This window comes from Acetobacterium sp. (assembly GCF_030652775.1).
Classification (GTDB): domain Bacteria; phylum Bacillota; class Clostridia; order Eubacteriales; family Eubacteriaceae; genus Acetobacterium.
In genome coordinates, this window is the sequence record NZ_JAUSPS010000021.1 from 25,713 (window position 1) to 47,079 (window position 21,367).

Annotated in this window: 20 protein-coding genes; 15 read left to right on the plus strand and 5 right to left on the minus strand. The window is 42.7% G+C overall.

Going from position 1 to position 21,367, the window contains the following annotated elements; all coding sequences use genetic code 11:
* Positions 1 to 37: 37 nt before the first annotated feature.
* The 12 genes from Q7J41_RS03900 to Q7J41_RS03955 all read left to right on the plus strand — a co-directional run bounded on the left by Q7J41_RS03900 (position 38) and on the right by Q7J41_RS03955 (position 14,523).
* Positions 38 to 964, plus strand: coding sequence for a phosphate acyltransferase (locus Q7J41_RS03900; RefSeq protein WP_304885430.1), 927 nt, complete (start codon positions 38 to 40; stop codon positions 962 to 964).
* Between the two features lie 19 nt (positions 965 to 983).
* The gene (gene iorA / locus Q7J41_RS03905) at positions 984 to 2,765 is read left to right on the plus strand and encodes an indolepyruvate ferredoxin oxidoreductase subunit alpha (protein ID WP_304885432.1); all 1,782 of its coding nucleotides are present in this window, start codon (positions 984 to 986) and stop codon (positions 2,763 to 2,765) included.
* A gap of 2 nt (positions 2,766 to 2,767) precedes the next feature.
* On the plus strand, positions 2,768 to 3,340 hold the full coding sequence (locus Q7J41_RS03910; RefSeq protein WP_304885434.1) for an indolepyruvate oxidoreductase subunit beta: 573 nt from the start codon (positions 2,768 to 2,770) through the stop codon (positions 3,338 to 3,340).
* 3 nt (positions 3,341 to 3,343) lie between these two features.
* Positions 3,344 to 3,619: a cysteine-rich small domain-containing protein gene (locus tag Q7J41_RS03915; protein WP_304885436.1), complete on the plus strand. Its 276-nt coding sequence runs from the start codon at positions 3,344 to 3,346 to the stop codon at positions 3,617 to 3,619.
* A 20-nt stretch (positions 3,620 to 3,639) separates the two neighbouring features.
* Positions 3,640 to 4,254, plus strand: coding sequence for a glycerol-3-phosphate 1-O-acyltransferase PlsY (gene plsY, locus Q7J41_RS03920; RefSeq protein ID WP_304885437.1), 615 nt, complete (start codon positions 3,640 to 3,642; stop codon positions 4,252 to 4,254).
* Positions 4,255 to 4,443: 189 nt separating this feature from the next.
* Positions 4,444 to 7,389 (plus strand): vitamin B12-dependent ribonucleotide reductase, encoded by a 2,946-nt coding sequence (locus tag Q7J41_RS03925; RefSeq protein WP_304885439.1) that lies wholly within the window; start codon positions 4,444 to 4,446, stop codon positions 7,387 to 7,389.
* Positions 7,390 to 7,457: 68 nt separating this feature from the next.
* Positions 7,458 to 8,264, plus strand: coding sequence for a glutamate 5-kinase (gene proB / locus Q7J41_RS03930; RefSeq protein WP_304885441.1), 807 nt, complete (start codon positions 7,458 to 7,460; stop codon positions 8,262 to 8,264).
* Positions 8,265 to 8,294: 30 nt separating this feature from the next.
* Positions 8,295 to 8,450 (plus strand): hypothetical protein, encoded by a 156-nt coding sequence (locus tag Q7J41_RS03935; protein WP_026393187.1) that lies wholly within the window; start codon positions 8,295 to 8,297, stop codon positions 8,448 to 8,450.
* A gap of 8 nt (positions 8,451 to 8,458) precedes the next feature.
* Positions 8,459 to 9,640: a glycosyltransferase gene (locus Q7J41_RS03940; protein ID WP_304885443.1), complete on the plus strand. Its 1,182-nt coding sequence runs from the start codon at positions 8,459 to 8,461 to the stop codon at positions 9,638 to 9,640.
* Between the two features lie 17 nt (positions 9,641 to 9,657).
* Positions 9,658 to 12,306 carry a valine--tRNA ligase gene (locus tag Q7J41_RS03945; protein WP_304885445.1) on the plus strand — a complete coding sequence of 883 codons (2,649 nt, stop codon included), beginning with the start codon at positions 9,658 to 9,660 and terminating at the stop codon, positions 12,304 to 12,306.
* A 122-nt stretch (positions 12,307 to 12,428) separates the two neighbouring features.
* Positions 12,429 to 13,073, plus strand: coding sequence for a hypothetical protein (locus Q7J41_RS03950; RefSeq protein WP_304885447.1), 645 nt, complete (start codon positions 12,429 to 12,431; stop codon positions 13,071 to 13,073).
* Positions 13,060 to 14,523, plus strand: coding sequence for a helix-turn-helix domain-containing protein (locus tag Q7J41_RS03955; RefSeq protein WP_304885449.1), 1,464 nt, complete (start codon positions 13,060 to 13,062; stop codon positions 14,521 to 14,523). Before Q7J41_RS03950 ends, Q7J41_RS03955 begins: the two co-directional genes overlap by 14 nt.
* Positions 14,524 to 14,637: 114 nt before the next feature.
* Here Q7J41_RS03955 and Q7J41_RS03960 read toward each other — a convergent pair whose 3' ends face one another.
* From Q7J41_RS03960 to Q7J41_RS03975, 4 genes are read right to left on the minus strand one after another with little or no spacing between them, the layout of a single operon-like run.
* Positions 14,638 to 15,297 carry an amino acid ABC transporter permease gene (locus Q7J41_RS03960; RefSeq protein WP_304885451.1) on the minus strand — a complete coding sequence of 220 codons (660 nt, stop codon included), beginning with the start codon at positions 15,295 to 15,297 and terminating at the stop codon, positions 14,638 to 14,640.
* Positions 15,291 to 16,013: an amino acid ABC transporter permease gene (locus Q7J41_RS03965; RefSeq protein WP_304885453.1), complete on the minus strand. Its 723-nt coding sequence runs from the start codon at positions 16,011 to 16,013 to the stop codon at positions 15,291 to 15,293. Before Q7J41_RS03965 ends, Q7J41_RS03960 begins: the two co-directional genes overlap by 7 nt.
* Positions 16,013 to 16,825: a transporter substrate-binding domain-containing protein gene (locus tag Q7J41_RS03970; protein WP_304885454.1), complete on the minus strand. Its 813-nt coding sequence runs from the start codon at positions 16,823 to 16,825 to the stop codon at positions 16,013 to 16,015. The genes Q7J41_RS03965 and Q7J41_RS03970 overlap by 1 nt, the downstream gene beginning before the upstream one ends.
* A gap of 53 nt (positions 16,826 to 16,878) precedes the next feature.
* Positions 16,879 to 17,601, minus strand: a complete 723-nt coding sequence (locus tag Q7J41_RS03975) for an amino acid ABC transporter ATP-binding protein (RefSeq protein ID WP_304885456.1) — start codon at positions 17,599 to 17,601, stop codon at positions 16,879 to 16,881.
* 423 nt (positions 17,602 to 18,024) lie between these two features.
* Here Q7J41_RS03975 and Q7J41_RS03980 point away from each other — a divergent pair, with 423 nt between their 5' ends.
* Complete coding sequence (locus tag Q7J41_RS03980; RefSeq protein WP_304885459.1) at positions 18,025 to 18,390, plus strand: ABC transporter ATPase; 366 nt, start codon at positions 18,025 to 18,027, stop codon at positions 18,388 to 18,390.
* Between the two features lie 95 nt (positions 18,391 to 18,485).
* On the opposite strand, the gene Q7J41_RS03985 is transcribed toward Q7J41_RS03980, so the two are convergent.
* Positions 18,486 to 19,007, minus strand: coding sequence for a DUF4364 family protein (locus Q7J41_RS03985; protein WP_304885461.1), 522 nt, complete (start codon positions 19,005 to 19,007; stop codon positions 18,486 to 18,488).
* Positions 19,008 to 19,092: 85 nt separating this feature from the next.
* Here Q7J41_RS03985 and Q7J41_RS03990 point away from each other — a divergent pair, with 85 nt between their 5' ends.
* Both Q7J41_RS03990 and Q7J41_RS03995 read left to right on the plus strand, forming a co-directional pair.
* The gene (locus tag Q7J41_RS03990; RefSeq protein ID WP_304885463.1) at positions 19,093 to 19,806 is read left to right on the plus strand and encodes a 4Fe-4S double cluster binding domain-containing protein; all 714 of its coding nucleotides are present in this window, start codon (positions 19,093 to 19,095) and stop codon (positions 19,804 to 19,806) included.
* Positions 19,807 to 19,971: 165 nt separating this feature from the next.
* Complete coding sequence (locus Q7J41_RS03995) at positions 19,972 to 21,309, plus strand: DUF512 domain-containing protein (protein ID WP_304885464.1); 1,338 nt, start codon at positions 19,972 to 19,974, stop codon at positions 21,307 to 21,309.
* Positions 21,310 to 21,367: the final 58 nt, after the last annotated feature.

Sequence of the window (21,367 nt, forward strand, 5' to 3'; positions counted from 1 at the left end):
AGTGTATAATGTTTCATATGAAAAAAATGAGGTTAAAATGTTTGATGATTTTAATGACATTGGTGAATTTGTAAAGCATGGCAAAAAGGGAACCCTGGTTGTTGCCGCAGCTGCGGAAAGTGACTTATTAAGAGCCCTTTCCATTGCAAACGAATTATATCTGAATCGCATAATTCTAGTTGGCAGTCGAAAAAAGATCACTGAAATCAGCAGTAACGAAAGCATAGACATCAGTGAGATGGAGATCATCGACGTCGCTGATATGGCGGCGGCCTGTGAAAAGGCTGTGACACTGATTCGCCAGGGACAGGCTGATTTTATTATGAAGGGTCTGGTAGATACCTCAGTTTTTCTAAAAGCTGTGATCAATAAAGCCGATGGTCTGATGGTTGGCCGTCTCCTGAGCAGTATTATGATGGTCAGAATCACGTCCTATCACAAATTTCTGATTTTGTCTGATGGCGGAATGATCATTGATCCAGATCTGGAAAAAAAACAAGGGATTATCGCTAATGCCGTCGATTTTTCCCGACTGCTGGGTATTTCTCCGATTAAGGTTGGCTGCCTGGCTGCCAAAGAAAAGGTTAATCCAAAAATGCCGGCAACCGTCGATGGAGCAGCATTAAAGCAATTATCCCAACACCAATATTTCGGTGCTGATGTGCTGGTTGAAGGTCCGATAGCGATGGATTTGCTGATCTCCAAAAAAGCAGCCCAGGTCAAAGGCTATGAATCGGATGTCGCTGGCGATGTCGACGTTATTATCATGCCAAATATTGAAACCGGTAATGCAATCATAAAAGTAATGACTCATTTGGGTAATGCCCAATTGGGAGGGATTGTGATGGGTGCCAAGGTACCCATTATTTTAACATCCCGATCGGATTCTTATGAAAATAAATTAAATTCCATTATTCTCGGGGCATTTTTAACCCAGAAAATGGATGATTGTCACCAAATATGAGAGGAGCATCAAGAAAAAAATGAAACTATTATTAACAGGAAATGAAGCCATCGCAAGAGGGGCATGGGAGGCTGGGGTAAAGTTTGCCACAGCCTACCCGGGAACACCAAGTACCGAAATTTTAGAAAATGTGGCTATTTATAAGGAAATTGTATCTGAATGGGCTCCCAATGAAAAGGTCGCCCTGGAAGCTGCTGCCGGAGCATCCATCGGTGGGGTAAGAAGCTTATGTGCGATGAAACACGTGGGTGTCAATGTTGCAACTGATCCGTTGTTTACCTTTGCCTACCTGGGAGTTAACGCCGGGGCGGTACTTGTAACTGCTGATGAGCCGGGTATGCATTCATCGCAAAACGAGCAGGATAACCGCAATTATGCTCGTCATGCTAAGGTCTGTATGTTTGAACCTTCTGATAGTCAGGAAGCTAAGGATATGCTCAAAGAAGCTTATGCTGTCAGCGAAGCATACGATATGCCGGTGTTGTTTCGAATGACTACCCGGGTTTGCCACTCCAAGTCAATTGTTGACTGCTATGACCGCGAAGAAGTAATCGATAAACCGTACGAAAAAGATATCCGAAAATATTGCCCACTACCGGCATTTGCCCGTGGTATGCAGGTTAAGCTGGCGGATAATTTCAAGCGGCTGGAAAGCTACTCTAATAACTCACCTTTTAATTATATTGAAGATAACGGCGCTGATATTGGTATTATCGGATCAGGCGTGGCCTATCGTTATGCCAAGGAAGTGTTTGGGAAGACAGTTTCTTATTTAAAAATTGGTTTTAGTTACCCACTACCGATGGAAAAAATTGCGGCCTTCGCCAAAGGAAAAAAGACCCTTTATATATTTGAAGAGAATGATCCGATCATGGAAAAAGAAATCAAAGCAGCCGGAATTGACTGTATCGGTAAAGAAAAATTGCCCGCCATGGGTGAGTTGACCCCCGATCGTGTCCGTAAAGCGCTCTTAAACGAGGAAGCCAAAATTATTCAGCCAAATCCTGAGATGGTATTACCCCGACCACCGGCACTGTGTGCCGGATGTCCTCATCGCGGCGTTTTTTATGAGTTGGGACGACGAAAAGATCTGATGATCTTCAGTGATATTGGCTGTTACTCGTTAGGACTGATGCCCCCCTATAACGCAACCGATGCCATGATTTGCATGGGTGCCAGCATCAGTGCCGGTCATGGTGTTCAAAAAGCCTTTGACATCAAAGGCGATCATTCTAAAAAAGTGGTCTCTATTCTCGGCGATTCGACATTTTTCCATTCTGGCATTACCAGTTTAATGGACGTCACCTACAATAAAAGCAATACTCTGACCATTATCCTGGATAACCGCATTACCGGCATGACTGGTCACCAGCAAAATCCTGGCACCGGTTACGATTTAACGGGTGAAGCATCACCAATGATCGACATTGAAGCGATGGTCAAAGCTTGCGGGGTACAAAACCTGATTTCCATCGATCCCAATAATCTCCAGATTGTCCAGGAAGCCATTGAATGGGGTCTGAATACCGAAGGACCGGCCGTTATTATTACCCGTTGGCCCTGTGTGCTTAAAAAGTTCTCAGTCCAGGATAATGAAGAGTTCCCGACGGCCTTTAAAATGGTTGCTACCGTCGATGTGGAAAAATGCATCGGCTGTAAAAAATGCCTGAAGTCCGGTTGCCCGGCATTGGCCTTTGACCGAGCCAATAAAAAATCTGGCATTCTTAAAGAGACCTGTGTTGGCTGTGGTGTTTGTGCGCAGATCTGTCCCAAACAAGCCATTACAGTGGAGGTGAGATAACAATGGAAACAAAAAATATCGTATTAGTAGGCGTTGGCGGTCAGGGCACCATTTTAGCAGCCAAGTTGTTAACAACAGGATTAATGGAAGCCGGTTTTGATGTGAAAATGAGCGAAATCCACGGGATGAGTCAACGTGGCGGCTCGGTTTCTTCATTAGTTCGTTATGGTGATGATGTGCAGTCTCCGGTAATTGAAATCGGCAGTGCTGACATCGTCGTGGCTTTTGAAAAAATGGAAGGTCTGAGATCCCTCGAGTACCTTAAACCGACCGGCAAAATGATCGTCAATGATACTGAGATCTTTCCACTTTCGGTCATCATTGGGGCAAACACTTATCCCGACAATATTCTGGATGAAATAAAAAGCAAGGTTAATCTGCGGGTGATGTCAGCTACCAAAATGGCTGAAGATCTCGGCAATCCAAAAGTCATGAATGTGATTCTCCTGGGTTCTATCATAAAATCGATGGGCTTAACCGATATCGATTGGGAAACGATCATTGCGGAGAATGTAAAAGCACAATTTAAAGATCTTAATGTTAAAGCCTTGCAAGCTGGAATGAATGCTGTATAAAAAATGAAAAAAGACGATTCAAATTATAAATTTTTTCAGCATACCACCTGTGAGTACTTTCCTTGCCATCAGGTTGATGATTTAGAGGACTTTAATTGTCTGTTTTGTTATTGCCCGCTGTATGCCTTGGGTAGTAACTGTGGCGGTCATTTTACTTATACAGATAAGGGTATTAAAAACTGCAGTTCTTGCAGTTTTCCTCACCATCGCGAGCATTATGATGAGGTCTTGGAAAAACTGGGAACGCTCATTGAACAACTCAAAACAACTAAATTTTAATGTGTTAAAGGGGTAGTGAAATGTCGATAATTATTGGACTTGTTTTTTTTGTAGCAGCTTATTTAATTGGAAATTTAAATTTTGCCTATATCCTGGTGAAATTTTTAAAGAATGAAGACGTGCGCAACTATGGCAGTGGCAATGCGGGAACAACGAATGTACTCCGGGTGATGGGGAAGAATGTTGCTATTCCGGTGTTTCTTCTTGATGCATTAAAGGGCTGTCTGGTGATTGTCATTGGTCGGTATGTTTTAAATCTTAGCGAAGTCTTCCTTGTTTTAGGAGGAATTGCCGTGGTCGCCGGTCATAACTGGCCAGCTTTTCTGCAGTTTCGTGGCGGCAAGGGCACCGCAACATCGCTGGGTGTGTTTCTAACCTATGACTGGGAAGTTGCCGTGATTGCCATTATGATCGGATTAATTGTTCTGGCAATCTGGAAAATGGTATCCCTGACTTCCATGGTTGGCATGACCATGCTTCCGGTTTTCACCCTGCTATTTGGCCGAACCGTGGCGGAGGTTATTTTTGCTTTCGTTTTATGCCTTTTCAGTCTATTCCAACATCGTAAAAACATTGGACGGATCATTCAGGGACGAGAAAGTAAGCTGGGACAAAAAGTAAAAATGAAAAATTAGACAACTCAAATTAACAAGAAACACAAGACTTTATTATAAAAGGCTCTGTCATGAGCCTTTTTATTTGCTCTAAGAGGCTGTTTGAAATTCGCAGCAAATACATAAAAATACATTGTGAAACACTATATATATGATTATAATTAGAGGTGCAACCCAATATCATGTATAATTTTAGGAGGAACAAAAGAATTGAATCAAATAAATCAGCTGTTTAAGCGGGTATTTACCAAAGAACTGGAAAATTCGGATAAAACGGTTTATGATCTGTTTCAGTGGCAGACTGTCGACGTTATTTTAAAAAACTATAAAACTGGTGCGACCATTTATGAAATGAAAGACCTTGAATTCCCTGAGCATTACTCGCAGAATGCCTGTAATATTATCGCCACGAAGTACTTCCGAAGAAAAGGTGTTCCCAATCAATTTGGTTATGAACACAGTATGCGCGAAATTGCTGACCGTCTGGTCGGTTTTTGGACAGACGCCATTAAAGAAGAAGGGCTGATCGATACCGATGAGGAATGGCAAATTTATTACGATGAATTGGTATACGCCTTCTTGATGCAAATGTGGGCGCCCAATTCACCTCAGTGGTTTAATACCGGTCTGATGCGAAGCTATCAAATTGCCGGCTCCAAAGATGACTTATATTATTACGATGAAAAAACCGGACAAGTACTTGAATCAGAAGATCGTTACACTCGAACCCAGGCCAGCGCCTGCTTTATCTTATCTATCGGGGATCGGCTGCTAGGTGATCATTCTATTTCCGAACACTATGTCAGTGAAACCAAATTGTTCAAAGGTGGTTCCGGTGTTGGAACGAATTTCTCCAGCCTCAGAGCTGCTAACGAAGGCCTTACCAGTGGTGGGCAGTCATCGGGGATGATGAGTTTTCTCCAGGGACTGGATCGAAATGCTGGGGCTATTAAATCTGGCGGAACCACCCGAAGGGCAGCCAAAATGGTTATCGTCGACATTGATCATCCAGAAATTGATAATTTTATCAACTGGAAGGTCAAAGAAGAACAAAAAGTTCGTGCCCTGGGGAAGATGGGCTACGACATTTCTATGGATGGTGAAGCCTACCAGACCGTCAGCGGCCAAAACAGCAACAACTCCGTTCGTCTCAATGCTGAATTCATGCAGGCCGTCTTAAATCTAAAAAACGAACCCGACCATAAATTAAAACTGCGCGGTCGGGTTGACAATAAGGTTGATCGGGAAGTACCGGTTCAGGAATTATGGAATCATCTCAATCAGGCCACCTGGGAATGTGCCGATCCGGGTATTCAATTCGACGATATTTTCAATGCCTGGCATACCTGTCCGGGCGGTGAAGATGGAAACCTAACCGAAAAAATGAATCGTATCAATGCCACCAATCCCTGTTCGGAGTATGCTTTTTTAGATGATACGGCTTGTAATCTGGCTTCCATTAATATTTTTAAATTTTACAATCAGGAAGATAACAGCTTTGAACTTGATCAGTACATTCACCTAGTGGGATTAATCCAATGTGCCTTGGAAGGCTCTATTTACCATGGCCAATTTCCCACCAAGGATGTTGCTAGAAAAAGTTATCTGTTCCGTACCACTGGTCTTGGCATTGCCAATGCCGCATCATTGCTGCTAGCCATGGGATACCCCTATGATTCTGCGGAAAGTCGGAATCTGATTGCTGGAATCACCGGTATTATGACTGGAACATCCTACTATGTTTCGGGACTGATGGCTGGCAAAATCGGTGCCTTTCCAAAATATCAGATCAATGAACCCTATATGAAACGGGTCATCCGCAACCATAGTCGCATTGCTGGTGCCCGAATCGACGACTACGAAGAATTACATTATGAACCGATTAAGATCAACCATAAACTGCTTCAGAAAATGGGCTTTAAAGATATCAGCAGTCAGTTAAAAAATGCCTGGAAACTGGCCGAAGAAGCTGGCGATGCTTATGGCTATCGCAACGCCCAGGTGTCAGTCATAGCACCGACGGGAACGATTTCCTTTGCCATGGACTGTGGCGCTACCTCGGTGGAACCCTTTTACAATCATGTGGTCTTTAAAAAACTGATCGGTGGCGGATCGATGGAGATTGTCAATCCGGTTATGGAAATGGCTCTTTATAATCTGGGTTACAGCGAAAAAGAAATCGGCGAGATCCTGACTTATTTACTAGAAAAAGACAGCCAGGGCTATTTTCTCCATGAAGGGGTAGCCGGCGCTCCCCATATTAAAGCCGAACATTTGCCCATTTTTGATACCGCCAACACTATTTCGCCAATGGGTCATGTGTTAATGGTCTCCGCAATTACCCCGATGATCAGCGGCTCTGTTTCAAAAACAGTAAATCTGCCCAACGATGCATCCGTGGAAGATGTGGAAAACATCCATTTGCTAGCCTATCGAACCGGAACCAAGGCCATTGCCATTTATCGTGATGCCTGCAAAGCCTCCCAACCATTAAGCTCCGGCATGGCCGAAGAGCATGATAAGGTGCTAGACGACTACTCCTATGCCGAATTATTGGCGTTGGTAAAAGGCGGATCAGCCAAAGCGTTAAACCGGGTTCGCCCGGAAGGCATGCGGCTCAGTCGCACCCATGCGGCCAAAATCGGTGATATCGAACTCTATATCACGATCGGCTTTTATGAAGATGGCGGCATCGCTGAAATATTTGTGTCGACCGACAAGGAGGGAACAGTTGTCAAGGGGCTGCTGGCTTCCTTATCAAAATCGATATCCAACATGCTCCAATACCATATCCCACCAGATCAGATTTCAAAGATGCTCAGAGGTCAGAAATATGAACCATCCGGTTTTGTGTCCCGACATCCTTACATAAAATTTGCCTCGTCAATTTCTGATCTGATCAGCAAGGTCATTGATATCGAGCATGGCGACTTTTCCAATTGTCAGGTTAAACCAAAAAACTTCACCCTGATGCACAAACAAAACATGGTTAAAAGTGTCACTACTACCGAAAACAATCCTCAGGAGTATAATAAAGAGGTTTCTGGCGAAGTATTATACGGCGAAACCTGCAGTCACTGCGGTAGCGACCGAATGATGCGCAATGGCACCTGCAAATTATGTCTGGACTGCGGTACCACCACCGGATGCAGCTAAAAAAAGTTTGATGTTTTCTCATTGTTTGATATAATAATTAACTAGGATACACAACTTAGGAGATTTAGATGCGAGAAAAGATAAAAAACGCTACAACCATTGTTGTTAAAATGGGAACAACCTCAGTAACACATGCCAACGGAACCCTGGATCTGCGAAAGCTGGAAATCCTGGCCAGGGTTCTGACGGATCTTGAAAATAGCGGTAAAAAAATGGTTCTGGTCTCGTCCGGTGCCATCGGTGCCGGCATGAACCGCATGAAGCTGAAAGAGCGACCGAAAACCGTCAAGGAAAAACAGGCCGCCGCTTCAGTGGGACAAGGGCTTCTGATGCGGGTCTATCATAAATTTTTTGATGAGTATCACCAGACCGTGGGACAGATTCTGCTGACCAAAGATGTTTTCAACCATGGGATCAAGCGTAACAACGCCATGAATACCTTCAACGCTCTAATTGAAGGGGGAATCATCCCAATTGTCAATGAGAATGACTGCATTGCCACAGATGAAATCCAGGAGGAATGTTTTGGCGATAATGATATCCTTTCAGCGATGACAGCCGACCTGGTCGATGCCGAGCTATTGATAATTTTGTCCGACGTGGATGGGCTATACGATGATAATCCGGTCGTGAATAGCGAAGCCCGACTAATCCAAACGGTTCATCGCGTTGACAGCGAAATTATGAAAAGTGCTGGCAACACCGCCTCATGTCTGGGAACTGGCGGCATGATCACCAAACTGGGGGCAGCAAAATATGCCACTGACTGCGGTATCGACATGGTGATCGCCTCCGGGGAAGATGTCAAGGTTCTGTATAAAATTCTTGATGGTGAAGAAGTAGGAACCATTTTCCTAAGTGATTCGAAAAAGTAATACAAATATATTAAAATATGGAGGATTCTTATGTTAAAGAAAATATTCGTCGGATTTTCTGCCGTTGCAGCAGGGATGTTAATGGTTTTTGGTGGCATCTACTTTGTCGAAAAAAGAAAAGAAGAAGCCATGGGTGGTAAACTTATGCGGGTAAATTACAAGTTTACTAAAGAATTCGAAGATTAAGGTTCGTCATGTCAAAAGTATTTATTTTTACAGCTTCAACCGGTGCCGGTCATAATTTAGCCGCCCAGTCTTTAAAAGAATCGCTTGACGAAGCCGGCTATCAGACTGAAGTCTATGATGCGTTTAAAGAAACGAACATTACCCTGGATCGGCTGATTACAAAAGGCTATCAGCAAATGGTGGTGAATGTGCCGAAGCTTTATGAGCAAATGTACAATCAATTCAACAATATGAATCATTTCCAGCAGGGAATTTTTCAGGTCTTGACCAAGGTCATGAATCCTGACATTGTGCCCTTGATCAATTCTGGTAAACCGGATTTAATCATTACCACCCACCCTTTTGTTACCAATGTATTAGGCACGCTTAAAGAACATGATGCTTTTGATGTCCCGGTTTTGTCGATCGTTACGGACTATAAGATTCATACCCTCTATCTGAAAAAAATGATTGATGCTTATGTTGTCGGTAGCGATTATACTAAACAGACGATGGTTGACAAAGGTGTTGCCGAGGAGATCATTTATCCCTATGGCATTCCGATCCGCCAGACCTTTTTAAAAAACAACCATCTTGAACGAAAAGAGATCTCTGATGTGGCCGGCACCATTTTGCTAATGGCCGGCAGTTTGGGCAGCAAACAAATGGAAAAAGCCTTTTCGTCGTTGCTAAAGGTAAAAGAAAAAATCCGGATTATTGTTGTCTGCGGCAACAATGCCAAAATTGAAAAAGAAATCAAAAGCCTATATGCCCGGGAAACGGCTGATGATAAAATTGTGGAAATCCATGGTTTTGTTAATAATGTCTCCGAGCTGATGGATCTGTCTGATGCCATTATTTCCAAACCCGGGGGACTTACCACCACTGAAGCGATTGTTAAAAACATCCCCATGATCATTCCCTTTTATTATCCTGGCCAGGAAGAAGAAAATGCCGATTACCTGGTTGATGGGGGAATGGCCATCAAAGTTGATAAAATCAAAGATTTAACCTCGATGGTTGATTTTTTGTTTGAAAATAAATATATCATTAAACGCATGTCCGAAAATATGTCGGAGGAAGCGCAAAAACGATCGATGAGTAAAACAATCGATCTCTGTAAGAACCTGATTGCCGTTTATACCACCAGAAAAGCGCTTCCTGAACCGCAACCGGATCCCTACAAAATCAAAGAAATTGAAGACCATTAAGAAGAGCAGGTGCAAACATGAAGAAAGAAATGTCAAAAACATATGATCCCAAAGAAGTAGAAGACAAAACCTATGCCAGTTGGCAGGAAAAGGGCTATTTCAAGCCGGAAGTCAATCCCGGCGGCAAACCCTTTACCATTGTGATGCCCCCTCCCAATATAACCGGACAGCTCCATATGGGACATGCCTTTGATGGTACCCTGCAGGATGTCTTGACCCGCTATAAACGAATGGATGGTTTTTCAGCCCTGTGGTTGCCAGGAACGGACCACGCCAGTATTGCCACTGAAGTCAAGGTCGTTGATAAGCTCCGCGAAGAAGAAGGAAAAACCAAACAGGACATCGGCCGGGAAGCCTATCTGGAACGGGCCTGGGACTGGGCGTTAACTTACAAAACCCGGATTACCGACCAGCTGAAAAAACTGGGCGCCTCCTGTGACTGGAGCCGGGAACGCTTTACCATGGATGAAGGTTGCAGCCAGGCCGTTAACGAAGCCTTTGTCAATCTTTATCAAAAAGGACTGATCTATAAGGGTAGCCGTATTATCAACTGGTGCACCACTTGTAAAACTGCGCTCTCCGAAGCTGAGGTGGAATATGCCGAACAGCAAGGCAATCTCTGGCACATCCGTTACCCGTTAACCGCGGGTGACAGCTATCTGGTGGTTGCCACCACCCGGCCCGAAACGATGCTGGGGGACAGTGGCGTAGCCGTTCATCCGGAAGATGAGCGTTATGCTCACCTGATTGGTAAAACCGTGATGCTGCCTTTACTCGATAAAGAAATCATCATTGTTGCCGACGACTATGTCGACATGAACTTTGGAACCGGGGTGGTTAAAATGACTCCTGCCCATGATCCCAATGACTATGAGGTGGGACTGCGGCATAATCTGGAACAGATTCGGGTGCTTAACGATGATGGCACGATGAACGAGCTGGCCGGTAAATATGTCGGTATGGATCGCTATGACTGTCGCAAAGCGGTCGTTAAAGATCTGGAAGATTTAGGTCTGCTGGAAAAAATTGAAGAACATCAGCATAATGTCGGCGAATGCTACCGCTGCTCAACCACCGTGGAAACCATGACCTCCGAACAATGGTTTGTCAAAATGGAACCACTGGCTGGCCCGGCGCTGGATGCAGTACGCAACCACGACACAGATTTCATTCCCGAGCGTTTTAACAAAATATACTACAATTGGTTGGAGAACATCAGAGACTGGTGTATTTCACGGCAATTGTGGTGGGGACATCGAATCCCTGCCTATTATTGCGATGATTGTGGGGAAATGATTGTTTCCAAGGAAGCTCCCGAAAGCTGTTTAAAATGTGGCAGTACGCATATCACTCAGGATGAAGATGTTCTGGATACCTGGTTCAGTTCCGGTTTATGGCCTTTCTCGACACTGGGATGGCCGGAAAATACCGAAGATTTGAAAAAATTCTATCCGACCACCGTGCTGGTAACCGGTTATGATATTATCTTCTTCTGGGTTGCTCGAATGATCTTTATGGGTCTCTTCGAAATGGGCGAAACACCCTTTAAAGATGTCTATATTCATGGTCTGGTGCGGGATTCTCAAGGCCGAAAAATGAGCAAGTCATTAGGAAACGGTATCGATCCGCTGGAACTGATCGAAACCTATAGTGCTGATGCCCTGCGCTTTACCATTATCACCGGTAATTCGGCCGGAAACGATATCCGTTGGCAGGATGAAAAAGTAGAATCCAGCCGTAATTTCCTGAACAAGATCTGGAATGCCGCCCGATTTGTGCTAATGAATCTTGATGAAGGTATTATGGACAAAAAAGAGACCGCCATCGCCAATCTGGAGAACACCGACAAATGGATTCTCAGCCGGATGAATACCATCGTTGCGGAAGTCAACCATAATATGAGCAAGTATGAACTGGGCATCGCCGCTTCAAAAATATATGATTTCGCCTGGAACGAATACTGTGACTGGTATATCGAGCTGGTTAAACCGCGCTTATACGGCGATGAAGAACAGACTAAGATCTCGGCTCAATACACCCTGAGAGTGGTATTGGATACGATCCTGCGGTTACTCCATCCCTTTACACCTTTTATTACCGAAGAGATCAACGGCTACCTGCCAGGCACAACTAGCGATATCATGGTAGCCCAATGGCCGCACTTTAATGAAGCCTATGTCTTCCCGGAAGATGAAAAGCAGGTGGAGTTTTTAATGGCCGCGATCCGCAGTATCCGGAATATCCGAGCTGAAATGGATGTGCCGAATTCGAAAAAGACGCAATTATTCCTGATTTGCAATAACCAGGAGCACCTGTCACTGATGGCGGACTCCCTCCATTATTTCCAGAAGCTGGCCTCGGTATCGACGATTCTGCCAATTACCAAAGCTGAAATCCAGGAAAACTATGTCTCCGCCGTGGTCGAAGATCTGGAAATCTACATCAATTTGGACGAGCTGGTCGACAAAGAAAAAGAAATCGCCCGTCTGGAAACTGAGAAAAAGAAATTACAGCAGGAAATTGATCGCATAACACAGAAACTGTCCAACAAGGGTTTCACTGATAAAGCCCCGGAAAAGGTGGTCGAAATCGAACGGGACAAACAGAAGAAGTTCGTGGAAACCATGGGAAAAGTAGTGGAACGATTGGATTATTTCAAGAAATAGTGACGCGGTCGGGATTTTATCAAATATCAATTTTATAAGATCAACTAAAACCCAGAGCGGCTGTAGCTATTCAGCATTGCTCTGGGTTTTTTATGAAACTCTTGTTTTGAGTAGGAGCACACGTGACAGATAAAAATAAAAAATCACTGAGAATGGACTATCAAGCAATTTTTATAGAAGCCTATCATTTGATGGATGAAGCGATCATAGCGGGTAATTGTGGTGAATTATGTGGCTATCATTGTTGCCGCCGGAACGACGGCGACGGCAAGCGATTGGGCATGTATCTATTACCCCTTGAATATGAATATATGCAATGTGCAGTCGTTACAGATTACGATCTTCACAGTCATCTACAGTACAATATACCCCCTAAAATCAAGAAATACTATTATATCTATTGTCATCTGGCCAAAGGTTGCTTGAGAGACCATCGTCCCATTCAATGCCGAACCTACCCCTTTGAACCCCATCTCGAAAATGGTACCTTCTCTCTTGTGATTGAAAAAGAGCAGATTCATGGCTGTGTACTGATTGAACGCATCACAGAGTGGCGCCAGGCCTTTATCGATGGTGTTTTTAATGGTTGGCTTGAACTGATGAAGATCCCAATCATAAAGTATAATATAGAATATTTTTCAAAGGAGCGAATCGCAGCCAATAACATTATGACACACTATACTTCAAATGCCCATAAAACACCAGTAATAACGGATCTGGGCATCATTTTACATCAAAATCCCGGGAGGACAAATGACCTTATTTAGCAAAAGAATTGCAGAACTAATTATTGAGAGTGGTGAAACCGTTCAGTCGTTGGCAGAAATTGGTGGCATTAATCGAACCACCTTGCAACGTATAAAATCTGGCGAGCGACTGCCAACCGCAGAATTTTTCGGCAATATGAGTCGGGCACTGCGGCTTTCTCCAGTCGAACAGGATGAACTTTCAACCCTACTTGAAATTGCCCGGGTAGGGGAGACGATAAGCTATAGCCGGAGGCAGATCTTTGAGCTCATTGAGATGATTTCCGAACTCACTGAATATAAGATTCCCTTTTCAAAAGAAGTCGACCTAAAAAAGAGCGTCTTAGAAAATCATGAATCCGGCAAAAACGTCAGGATATTCTCTGGTCAAATGGCTGTTTTGAACATTATCGAAAACAGTATTGATCAGGAACTTTTTTCTGCCGCCAAACCAGACATTAAATTATGCATTCCCAATACCGAAAGAAAGGTTTACGACTATATTTTCCAGCAAATGATGGGTAATAATAAAAAACTGAACCTTCAGGATGTGCTGGGAATCAGAAAAATCGCCACTGGCAATGAGCCAAATGAGGCTTTAGCGGCGCTCCGTCATTTGATTGCTCTTTCGCTACTGGAAAATGTTAACTATCGTTCTAATTATTACTATTTATCACCTCAAAACCAGACCGGAGCCCAATTAACTGCGCTATTTCCTTATTTTATTATCACTTCAGAACGGGTAATCACCATCTCTGCTGATTTTAGTCAGGCGATTTTGTATCAGGATAATGCTTTTATTGATTTATACACCGTAGAATTTAATCGATTATCTGCCGAATCCCATACCTATATTGAAGAAAGCGATGATTTATTTCGAGTGTATACCCTGGAAAAAGTCCGCCAGTTGAAACACGTGGTCGAGCCCTTACCCTGCTTTGCTTACTATATTGACAGGGAACTGCTGGAAGCAAAAATGAATAAGAGTTTCCCATATTATAAACCTTTACTGGAGGCGGCCGTAAACCATTACGACAACATCAGAAGAGAAAACCCGAACATTATAAATGTATTTTCGCTAAAAAATCTCGAGCAGTTTATGCGGGATGGGAGCGTATCCTTTCCTGAAGATGTGTATCATGTTTTAACTCCTGCCGAGTGCTTGCGCCTGGTTCGATTGGTCCGGGATGATCTAGCCAACGATCGCCGGGATTTTTATGCCATTGATGATGAGCAGATTTTTATGAATGGCTCCACCGAGTTTTCCAATGAACAAGATCTCATTCGACTGATTCTGCATTACCACAAAAATAATCAGCTTGTCTTTAAAGCAATCGAAATTTATGAACCCAGCGTTGTCGCCGCCTTTGATGACTTTTTTACCAGTCTGATAAAAAGTAAGTATATTTTATCAAAAGAAAAAACCCTTGCTGAACTGGATCGATTATTGCTGCTTTGTGAATCCCTTTAACTAGAGACAGCTAATTTCTCAAAAAATAAAAACAAAGTCATGGATTTAATTATAATCCATGACTTTGTTTACGTCTGCAAAATATAATCGTTATTGCGATCTCGTTTCGTCCCACTATCGAACTATTTCAGTTCTTTTTTGATAGCCGCGGACGACACAAGAAAGGCTGAAACAAATCACAAAATAACCGACTGCCAGTAATGCAAAAATCATAAAGACCTCTGGTGTTGTGGTATATCGTCCCATAACAACGAATCCGCTGCGGGTATACTCAGGAATCGCAACGACCTGTAAAAATGATGTGTCTTTAACGGTCGTAATAACCTGCGACAACAGGGAAGGGATAATACTTTTAAAACATTGCGGGAGCACAATGAACATCAATGTTTGGATTAGCGTAAACCCTTGGGATTTGGCAGCTTCAAATTGTCCTTCGGCAACAGAATTTAAACCACCACGGACAATTTCAGCAAGAACCGCTGAGGTATATAATGTCAAGGCTAGCGCACCGCGAATAACAATGGTACCATATGGAATCATAAAACAACATACGAGAATCCAAAGCAATAACGGTGTATTTCGAAACATTTCAATATAGAATCCGGCTAATTTACCTAAAACCCGTTTTTCGTAGGTTCGCAGCAAGGCCAGGATGGTACCGAAAAGGATTGAGATCATGACAACTGACACTGAAAGCGTCAAGGTTAACGCCATTCCTTTGGCTAAAAACTCAACGTTTGAAGGCGTAAAGACATTTTGAAAAACTTCTAGCATGTAACCGCCTCCTCACTTGGATCAAAGGGAATACGGGCTGTGTCCTTGTGCTTGAGACGTTCTTCGTATTTTCTTGCCCAGGTTGCCAATGGGAAACAGAGCATAAAATATAAAAAACCGGCAAATACATAGGATGGACCATAATCCAGACTGGACGATGCCCAGGAATCGGCCACATACATGAGATCAAAACCTGATATCATTGCCAGGACTGAAGTGTTTTTAATCAGGTTGACTGCCTGATTTGTGAGCGGTGGGAGAACAATTTTAATGGTCTGCGGTAGGATGATATAGCGCATATATTGGATATAAGTAAAACCCTGGGACTTTGCGGCTTCGACTTGTCCCACTGAGATTGACGTAATTCCGGTTTTGACGACCTCAGAAACATAAGCACCATGATAAATACCCACCCCTAAAACACCAATTACAAACACACTTAGCCGTAATCCGGCAATTGCCAGACCATTGTACATAAAGAAAACCTGTATAACCAGGGGAGTGTTTTGAAAGAACTCAACATAAACCCTTGCTAGCCCCCGCATTACTTTATTGTTTGAAGTTGAGATAACGCCAAAAATAATACCCAGAACAAGAGCAAGGATTAAGGCGAGGGCTGCGACCTCAATTGTTCGCAGAAACCCTTCGCCAAACATTTGCCATTCTCCAAACATCTTCTCCCAACGCCATAAGGCAAAAGGATTAGAACTTTTCATTAATAATTAAGTCCCCATTTTGTGATTAGACCTTCAATAGTGCCATCTTTGAGCCAACCGTTGATATAGCCGTCAACCGCTTCTGTAAGGGCTAAACTGTCGAGCTTTGAGGTCACACCATATTGTTGTGGCGAGAATCGATCTGGTAAAATCATCGTTGAGTCATCGACGTAGCCACCAAGGATTGATCCATCAACACAGAAAGCATTAACGCGTCCGGAGTCTAATGCAGCCTTGATTTCTGGGTAGGTCGCATATTCTGAGAATGATACGGTAATCCCCAGTTCATCGGCTACTTTTTTAACTGCTTCTTTAGATGTAGCGCTTTGAGCAACACCGATCGCTGCGCCATTCATGTCGGCAAGACCTTTGTAACCGGCATCTTTTTTAACTAACAGTCCGACCGCATCTTCATAATAAGGGGTCGAGAAGTTATAGGTTAATTTTCGTTCGTCGGTAATCGTGAACGTTGCAATGACGAGATCAACTTCACCATTGTCAAGTAATGGACCACGAGTTTTAGCGGTTACTGGTGTTAATTCATAAGCATTTTCATCACCAAGAATTTTACCTGCTAAAAGTTTGACAATATCAATTTCAAAACCTTCGATTTCACCGGTTGCCGTGTTTCGAAGTCCGAAGTTTGGAACGTCTTCTTTAACACCAACTCTTAAAACACCGGCCTTAACGACTGAATCAAGACTGCCATCGGTAGTAGCAGTATCCTTTGAACCAGTTGAAGACGAACAGGCTGCCAAAGTAAACACCAGGCATAAAATAAGCAGAGCAGAGAGTACCTTTTTCATAATCATTTTCCTCCTAATTATAATAATTATAATACCTAATATCGTTGTGATATTAGAAATTAACGCAAGATCTTACTGAGAAAAAGCTTCGTTCGCTCCTCCGAAGGATTTTCAAAGAAATGTTCCGGTTTTCCTTCTTCCACAATCCGGCCTTCATCCATAAAGATGACCCGATCGGCAACAACCCGGGCAAAACCCATTTCGTGGGTAACAACCACCATGGTGATATTCTCTTTTGATAATTTGATCATGACATCAAGCACTTCTTGAACGGTTTCCGGATCAAGCGCCGATGTCGGTTCATCAAAGAGTATGATCTTTCGTTCGGTTGCCAGGGCTCTGGCAATGGCTACACGTTGTTGTTGTCCACCGGATAAGGTTGACGGGTAAGCATTTTCCTTTTCACTCAGACCAACAGTTGCTAAGTATTTTCGTGCTTTTTTGATGGCTTCTTCTTTTGTAAGTTTTTGTAGTTTTATCGGTGCCAGGGTCAAATTTTCCAACACTGTTTTATGAGGATACAAGTTGAAACTCTGAAATACCATGGCCGATGTTCGCCGAACCAGCTGAATTTTATTTTTTTGCGTGAGTTCTTCACCATCGATAATAACCTGTCCCGAAGTGGGTGCTTCTAAAAAATTCATGCACCGAACGGTGGTGCTCTTACCAGAACCTGACGGCCCGATAATGACTAATTTTTCGCCTTCTGCTACGGTTAGGTTGATATCTTTCAGCACATGGTGGTCACCAAAATATTTATTTACTTCTTGAAGTTTAATCAATTATTCTTCCTCCAAATCTAATGTCAATAAGCCAAAAAAAGAACTTCCATAAAATATACGCATTGTGATATAGTATATTTGAAGCTCCATTGCTACATTAGGTTTCTTTTAATAAAATGCCTTTTATCAATAATATTATGAAGCCGAGCTTTTGTCAAGGGTTTTCAAAATACAGCGTATAATTACAAACGTCAATGTTGAAAAGAACTGAATAAGATGCGAAGTCATTTTATATGCATAAATAATTTGATTTAAGAGCGGGCGTTTAGAGATTCGGATTGTTTTATCGCGAACTTGATATTAGTTTGGCGTATTTTGAATTGATATTTAAAATGTAGATACTTATTGCATAAGCTATTTTGTTTTGGGTATAAACAGTATAATCAAATAAAACCTATACTTGTATGGAAAGAAGGTGGAAAAATGGGCGAAAAAATAACAACAGTTCAGTACAAAGGCAATTTAAATGAGGTTTATCGAGTCGCTGAAAAGGGCGTCGGCAATGACTATCGCGAATACATCATTCGTACCAAAGAAGACGATCCAGTTGAACTTGCCAGAATTAAGTTTCAAAAAGGGGTGCGACACGAACCGGAATCAGAAGTGGGCGTGATCGATTCTGATTTGCTTGAGATTGTCAGAGATCGCTTAAAGTTGTTCCAGGAAGGTGAATTTGAATGTACTGAAAATGCGATGGCGTTAGTTCATATTGAAACCGCTATTATGTGGCTAAACCGTCGGGTGGAAGATCGGATCAAACGTGAGGTCATCGGAACCCATAAGAAATAAATTAATGTGAAGATTCTAAACAAAAAAAGGTTTGGCCATGGGAGTCAGAAATAACCAGATGGCGAACCTTTTTAATGTTCCAGCATTGGAATTAATCAGGTTAACAGATTTAACACTGATGAATAAAGATCCTGGGTATTTTCTTTCCAGCGATTACAGATGTCTAGCGCCAGCTTTAATGTGGGAGCATTTAATGAGATTTCCATCAGGACAATATTATTCTCGTGAAGTTTTAATTCAACGAGATAATCAGTTTCTCCTAATTTCTGGTAGTTTGCAGTAATTTTTACTTCCTTGAAGATCTTTTCCCGGTTTTCCTTAAGATAAAGATCGATCATATCGGTAATATAAGCCGGTATTTTATTGCAAAAGAGCTTTAGTGCTTCTTTACCCATCGCTGACAAGGTGAGCACTGACTTTCCATCATAATCCAGCACCGAAAGAAATTCATCTTTGATCAGATCATCAATATATAATTGAATATCAAAATAACCAATCTGTAAATTTTCGATAATTATCAGGGCGACCTGTTCCCGGGTTAATGAGGTTTTGATTTTTTTTAATACATAGAGTATGATCAGTTTATCCTCAGCCTGCTGTTCAGAATTAAAGAGCATGAATACCACCACCTTTGTTTTGCTATGAGTATTGTAACATATCAATGGATCAATTTCCCTATTTCTATGTAAAAAAGAGGAAAAAATGAAAAAAGAAGTCAACCATAATCACTCGCTGCCGCAAAATAATTTTAACCAGATAATAATCAATCTGGGTCAAGCATTGGGTGCTACTGAAATCGGGTTTTCTGATCTATCGGTGCTGCCAGCTCAAAAACGAATGGACTTTACTCGCGGCATCACCGTTATTATTAAACTCTCCGACGGTATTTTAAACCAGATTGGGACTGCGCCGACCCAAACCTATTTCAGCCACTACCGGAGTGTTAACCGCCTGATTGATGACATCTGCTTACGGATTTTATTAGCACTGGAGGCCCAAGGTTATCCCAGTGTGGCGATTCCCGCATCTCAGTCTGTAGTTGATCCAGAAGATCAGTTCACCGGCGCATTTCAGCACAAAACAGGAGCAATTCTCTCGGGACTGGGGTGGATCGGGCGCAGTGCCTTATTTATTCATCAGCGCTACGGACCCCGGGTCCGCATCGGTACCATTTTGACCAATGCTCCAATAATCGTCGGTGAACCAACAACTGAAAGCGCATGCGGTTCATGCCTGACCTGTGTCAGTGCCTGCCCGGCAATGGCCATTGAAGGTCATCTCTGGAAACCAGGAATGCCCCGAAATGAGCTTTATGATGCCTATGCCTGCAGTCAACATATGAAGGAAGCCTATCATCATATCGGCAGGGGAGTTGTCTGCGGCTTATGTATTGTAGCGTGTCCAATCGGGAAATAAAGCATATTCAAAGAGATTATTTCAATAAGTCTTTCAAAAGACTGCTTTAATTGGGAAAATTTCTTAAATATGTTTTTTTTTCTCTGAAAATATTATATAATAGAAAAGGAGAACTGCCGGCTGGTTTTGCTAGGCAGTTTTTAAATTGTAAAGAAACAGAGAGATGTGTTGAAAAAATTTATAATAAACGGCGTGGAGGATGATAGCATTCTCCACGAAATGGAAGTCGCAGCGGGTGATGTCCTCCTGTCGATCAATGGCATGCCGGTGACTGATATCCTTGATTATCGCTATCTGATTGCCGACGACACCTTAGAGGTCGAAATTGAAAAACCGGATGGCGAAATCTGGGTGCTGGATATTGAAAAAGAATATGAAGAAGATTTAGGTGTAACCTTTCCAGAAGCGATGATTGGCACAAAAACATGTAAGAACAACTGTATCTTTTGTTTTATCGATCAGCTGCCAGCTGGCATGCGAGATAGTCTTTATGTCAAAGATGACGACGAACGATTGTCGTTTTTAACCGGCAATTATATTACCATGACAAATCTTACTCCAGATGAACTGAATCGGATTATCCGCTACCGCATCATGCCGATGAATCTATCCATTCATACCACCAATCCCGAATTGCGAATCAAGATGCTTAAAAACCGTTTTGCCGGGGATGTGATGTCTTATCTGGAGACCTTTTATGATAATGGCATTCAGATGAACGGACAAATCGTACTGGTACCCGATTTTAATGATGGCCTTGAACTGGAAAAGACACTGAATGATTTAAAAATGTTTTATCCCATTCTACAGTCAGTTTCGGTGGTACCGGTGGGTCTTTCTAACCATCGCCATGGTTTGGAAAACCTTCGTCTATTTAATCAGGATGATGCTCAGAAAACCCTGAAAATTATCAATACCGTCCATGATGAAATGGAAGCAAAACATGGCAATGGATTTGTCTATCCCAGCGACGAGTTTTATTTGCTGGCTAAGAGTCCCATTCCTGAAAGTGATTATTATAGTGGCTTTCCCCAAATTGAAAATGGGGTGGGGATGATGGCCGATTTTAAGGACTCTGTCAAAGAAACGTTACAGATGATCAAAACTCAGAATGCTGTTTCACCAATTGCTACCGCCACCAAAAGAATCGGGTTCCTGACCGGAACTGCCGCCTATGATTATCTCAGTACTCTAGCTGATGCGATTAAACTAGAACTTCCGTTGCTGGATCTGACGGTTTTCCCAATCACCAACCATTTCTTTGGCGAAGCCATTACCGTATCCGGGCTGCTCACCGGTTCGGACATCCTGACCCAAATGAAACCCCAACTCGAGAAAAATCCCTGCAATTTGCTCCTATTGCCTGAAAATGCCCTGCGCAGCGATACTGATACCTTATTGGACGACTGGACCCTGGAAACATTAGGCGAAGCCCTTAATGTGAGCATCCGAGGCATTCCGGTTCAGGGTGAAAACCTGATGCAGATATTATTAGAGAATTAAAAACTGCAATTCAAAATATGATTAAAAACAACCATTAAAAATAATGATATAAATGAAG

What these genes read in the sequence shown, in the direction of transcription:
- Q7J41_RS03900 (WP_304885430.1), top strand. Translation starts at nt 38, where the DNA reads ATGTTTGATGATTTTAATGACATTGGTGAATTTGTAAAGCATGGCAAA.
- Q7J41_RS03915 (WP_304885436.1), top strand. Translation starts at nt 3,344, where the DNA reads ATGAAAAAAGACGATTCAAATTATAAATTTTTTCAGCATACCACCTGT.
- Q7J41_RS03935 (WP_026393187.1), top strand. Translation starts at nt 8,295, where the DNA reads ATGTTAAAGAAAATATTCGTCGGATTTTCTGCCGTTGCAGCAGGGATG.
- iorA (WP_304885432.1), top strand. Translation starts at nt 984, where the DNA reads ATGAAACTATTATTAACAGGAAATGAAGCCATCGCAAGAGGGGCATGG.
- Q7J41_RS03970 (WP_304885454.1), bottom strand. Translation starts at nt 16,825, where the DNA reads ATGATTATGAAAAAGGTACTCTCTGCTCTGCTTATTTTATGCCTGGTG.
- Q7J41_RS03955 (WP_304885449.1), top strand. Translation starts at nt 13,060, where the DNA reads ATGACCTTATTTAGCAAAAGAATTGCAGAACTAATTATTGAGAGTGGT.
- Q7J41_RS03985 (WP_304885461.1), bottom strand. Translation starts at nt 19,007, where the DNA reads ATGCTCTTTAATTCTGAACAGCAGGCTGAGGATAAACTGATCATACTC.
- Q7J41_RS03945 (WP_304885445.1), top strand. Translation starts at nt 9,658, where the DNA reads ATGAAGAAAGAAATGTCAAAAACATATGATCCCAAAGAAGTAGAAGAC.
- Q7J41_RS03980 (WP_304885459.1), top strand. Translation starts at nt 18,025, where the DNA reads ATGGGCGAAAAAATAACAACAGTTCAGTACAAAGGCAATTTAAATGAG.
- Q7J41_RS03990 (WP_304885463.1), top strand. Translation starts at nt 19,093, where the DNA reads ATGAAAAAAGAAGTCAACCATAATCACTCGCTGCCGCAAAATAATTTT.
- proB (WP_304885441.1), top strand. Translation starts at nt 7,458, where the DNA reads ATGCGAGAAAAGATAAAAAACGCTACAACCATTGTTGTTAAAATGGGA.
- plsY (WP_304885437.1), top strand. Translation starts at nt 3,640, where the DNA reads ATGTCGATAATTATTGGACTTGTTTTTTTTGTAGCAGCTTATTTAATT.
- Q7J41_RS03965 (WP_304885453.1), bottom strand. Translation starts at nt 16,013, where the DNA reads ATGAAAAGTTCTAATCCTTTTGCCTTATGGCGTTGGGAGAAGATGTTT.
- Q7J41_RS03940 (WP_304885443.1), top strand. Translation starts at nt 8,459, where the DNA reads ATGTCAAAAGTATTTATTTTTACAGCTTCAACCGGTGCCGGTCATAAT.
- Q7J41_RS03910 (WP_304885434.1), top strand. Translation starts at nt 2,768, where the DNA reads ATGGAAACAAAAAATATCGTATTAGTAGGCGTTGGCGGTCAGGGCACC.
- Q7J41_RS03960 (WP_304885451.1), bottom strand. Translation starts at nt 15,297, where the DNA reads ATGCTAGAAGTTTTTCAAAATGTCTTTACGCCTTCAAACGTTGAGTTT.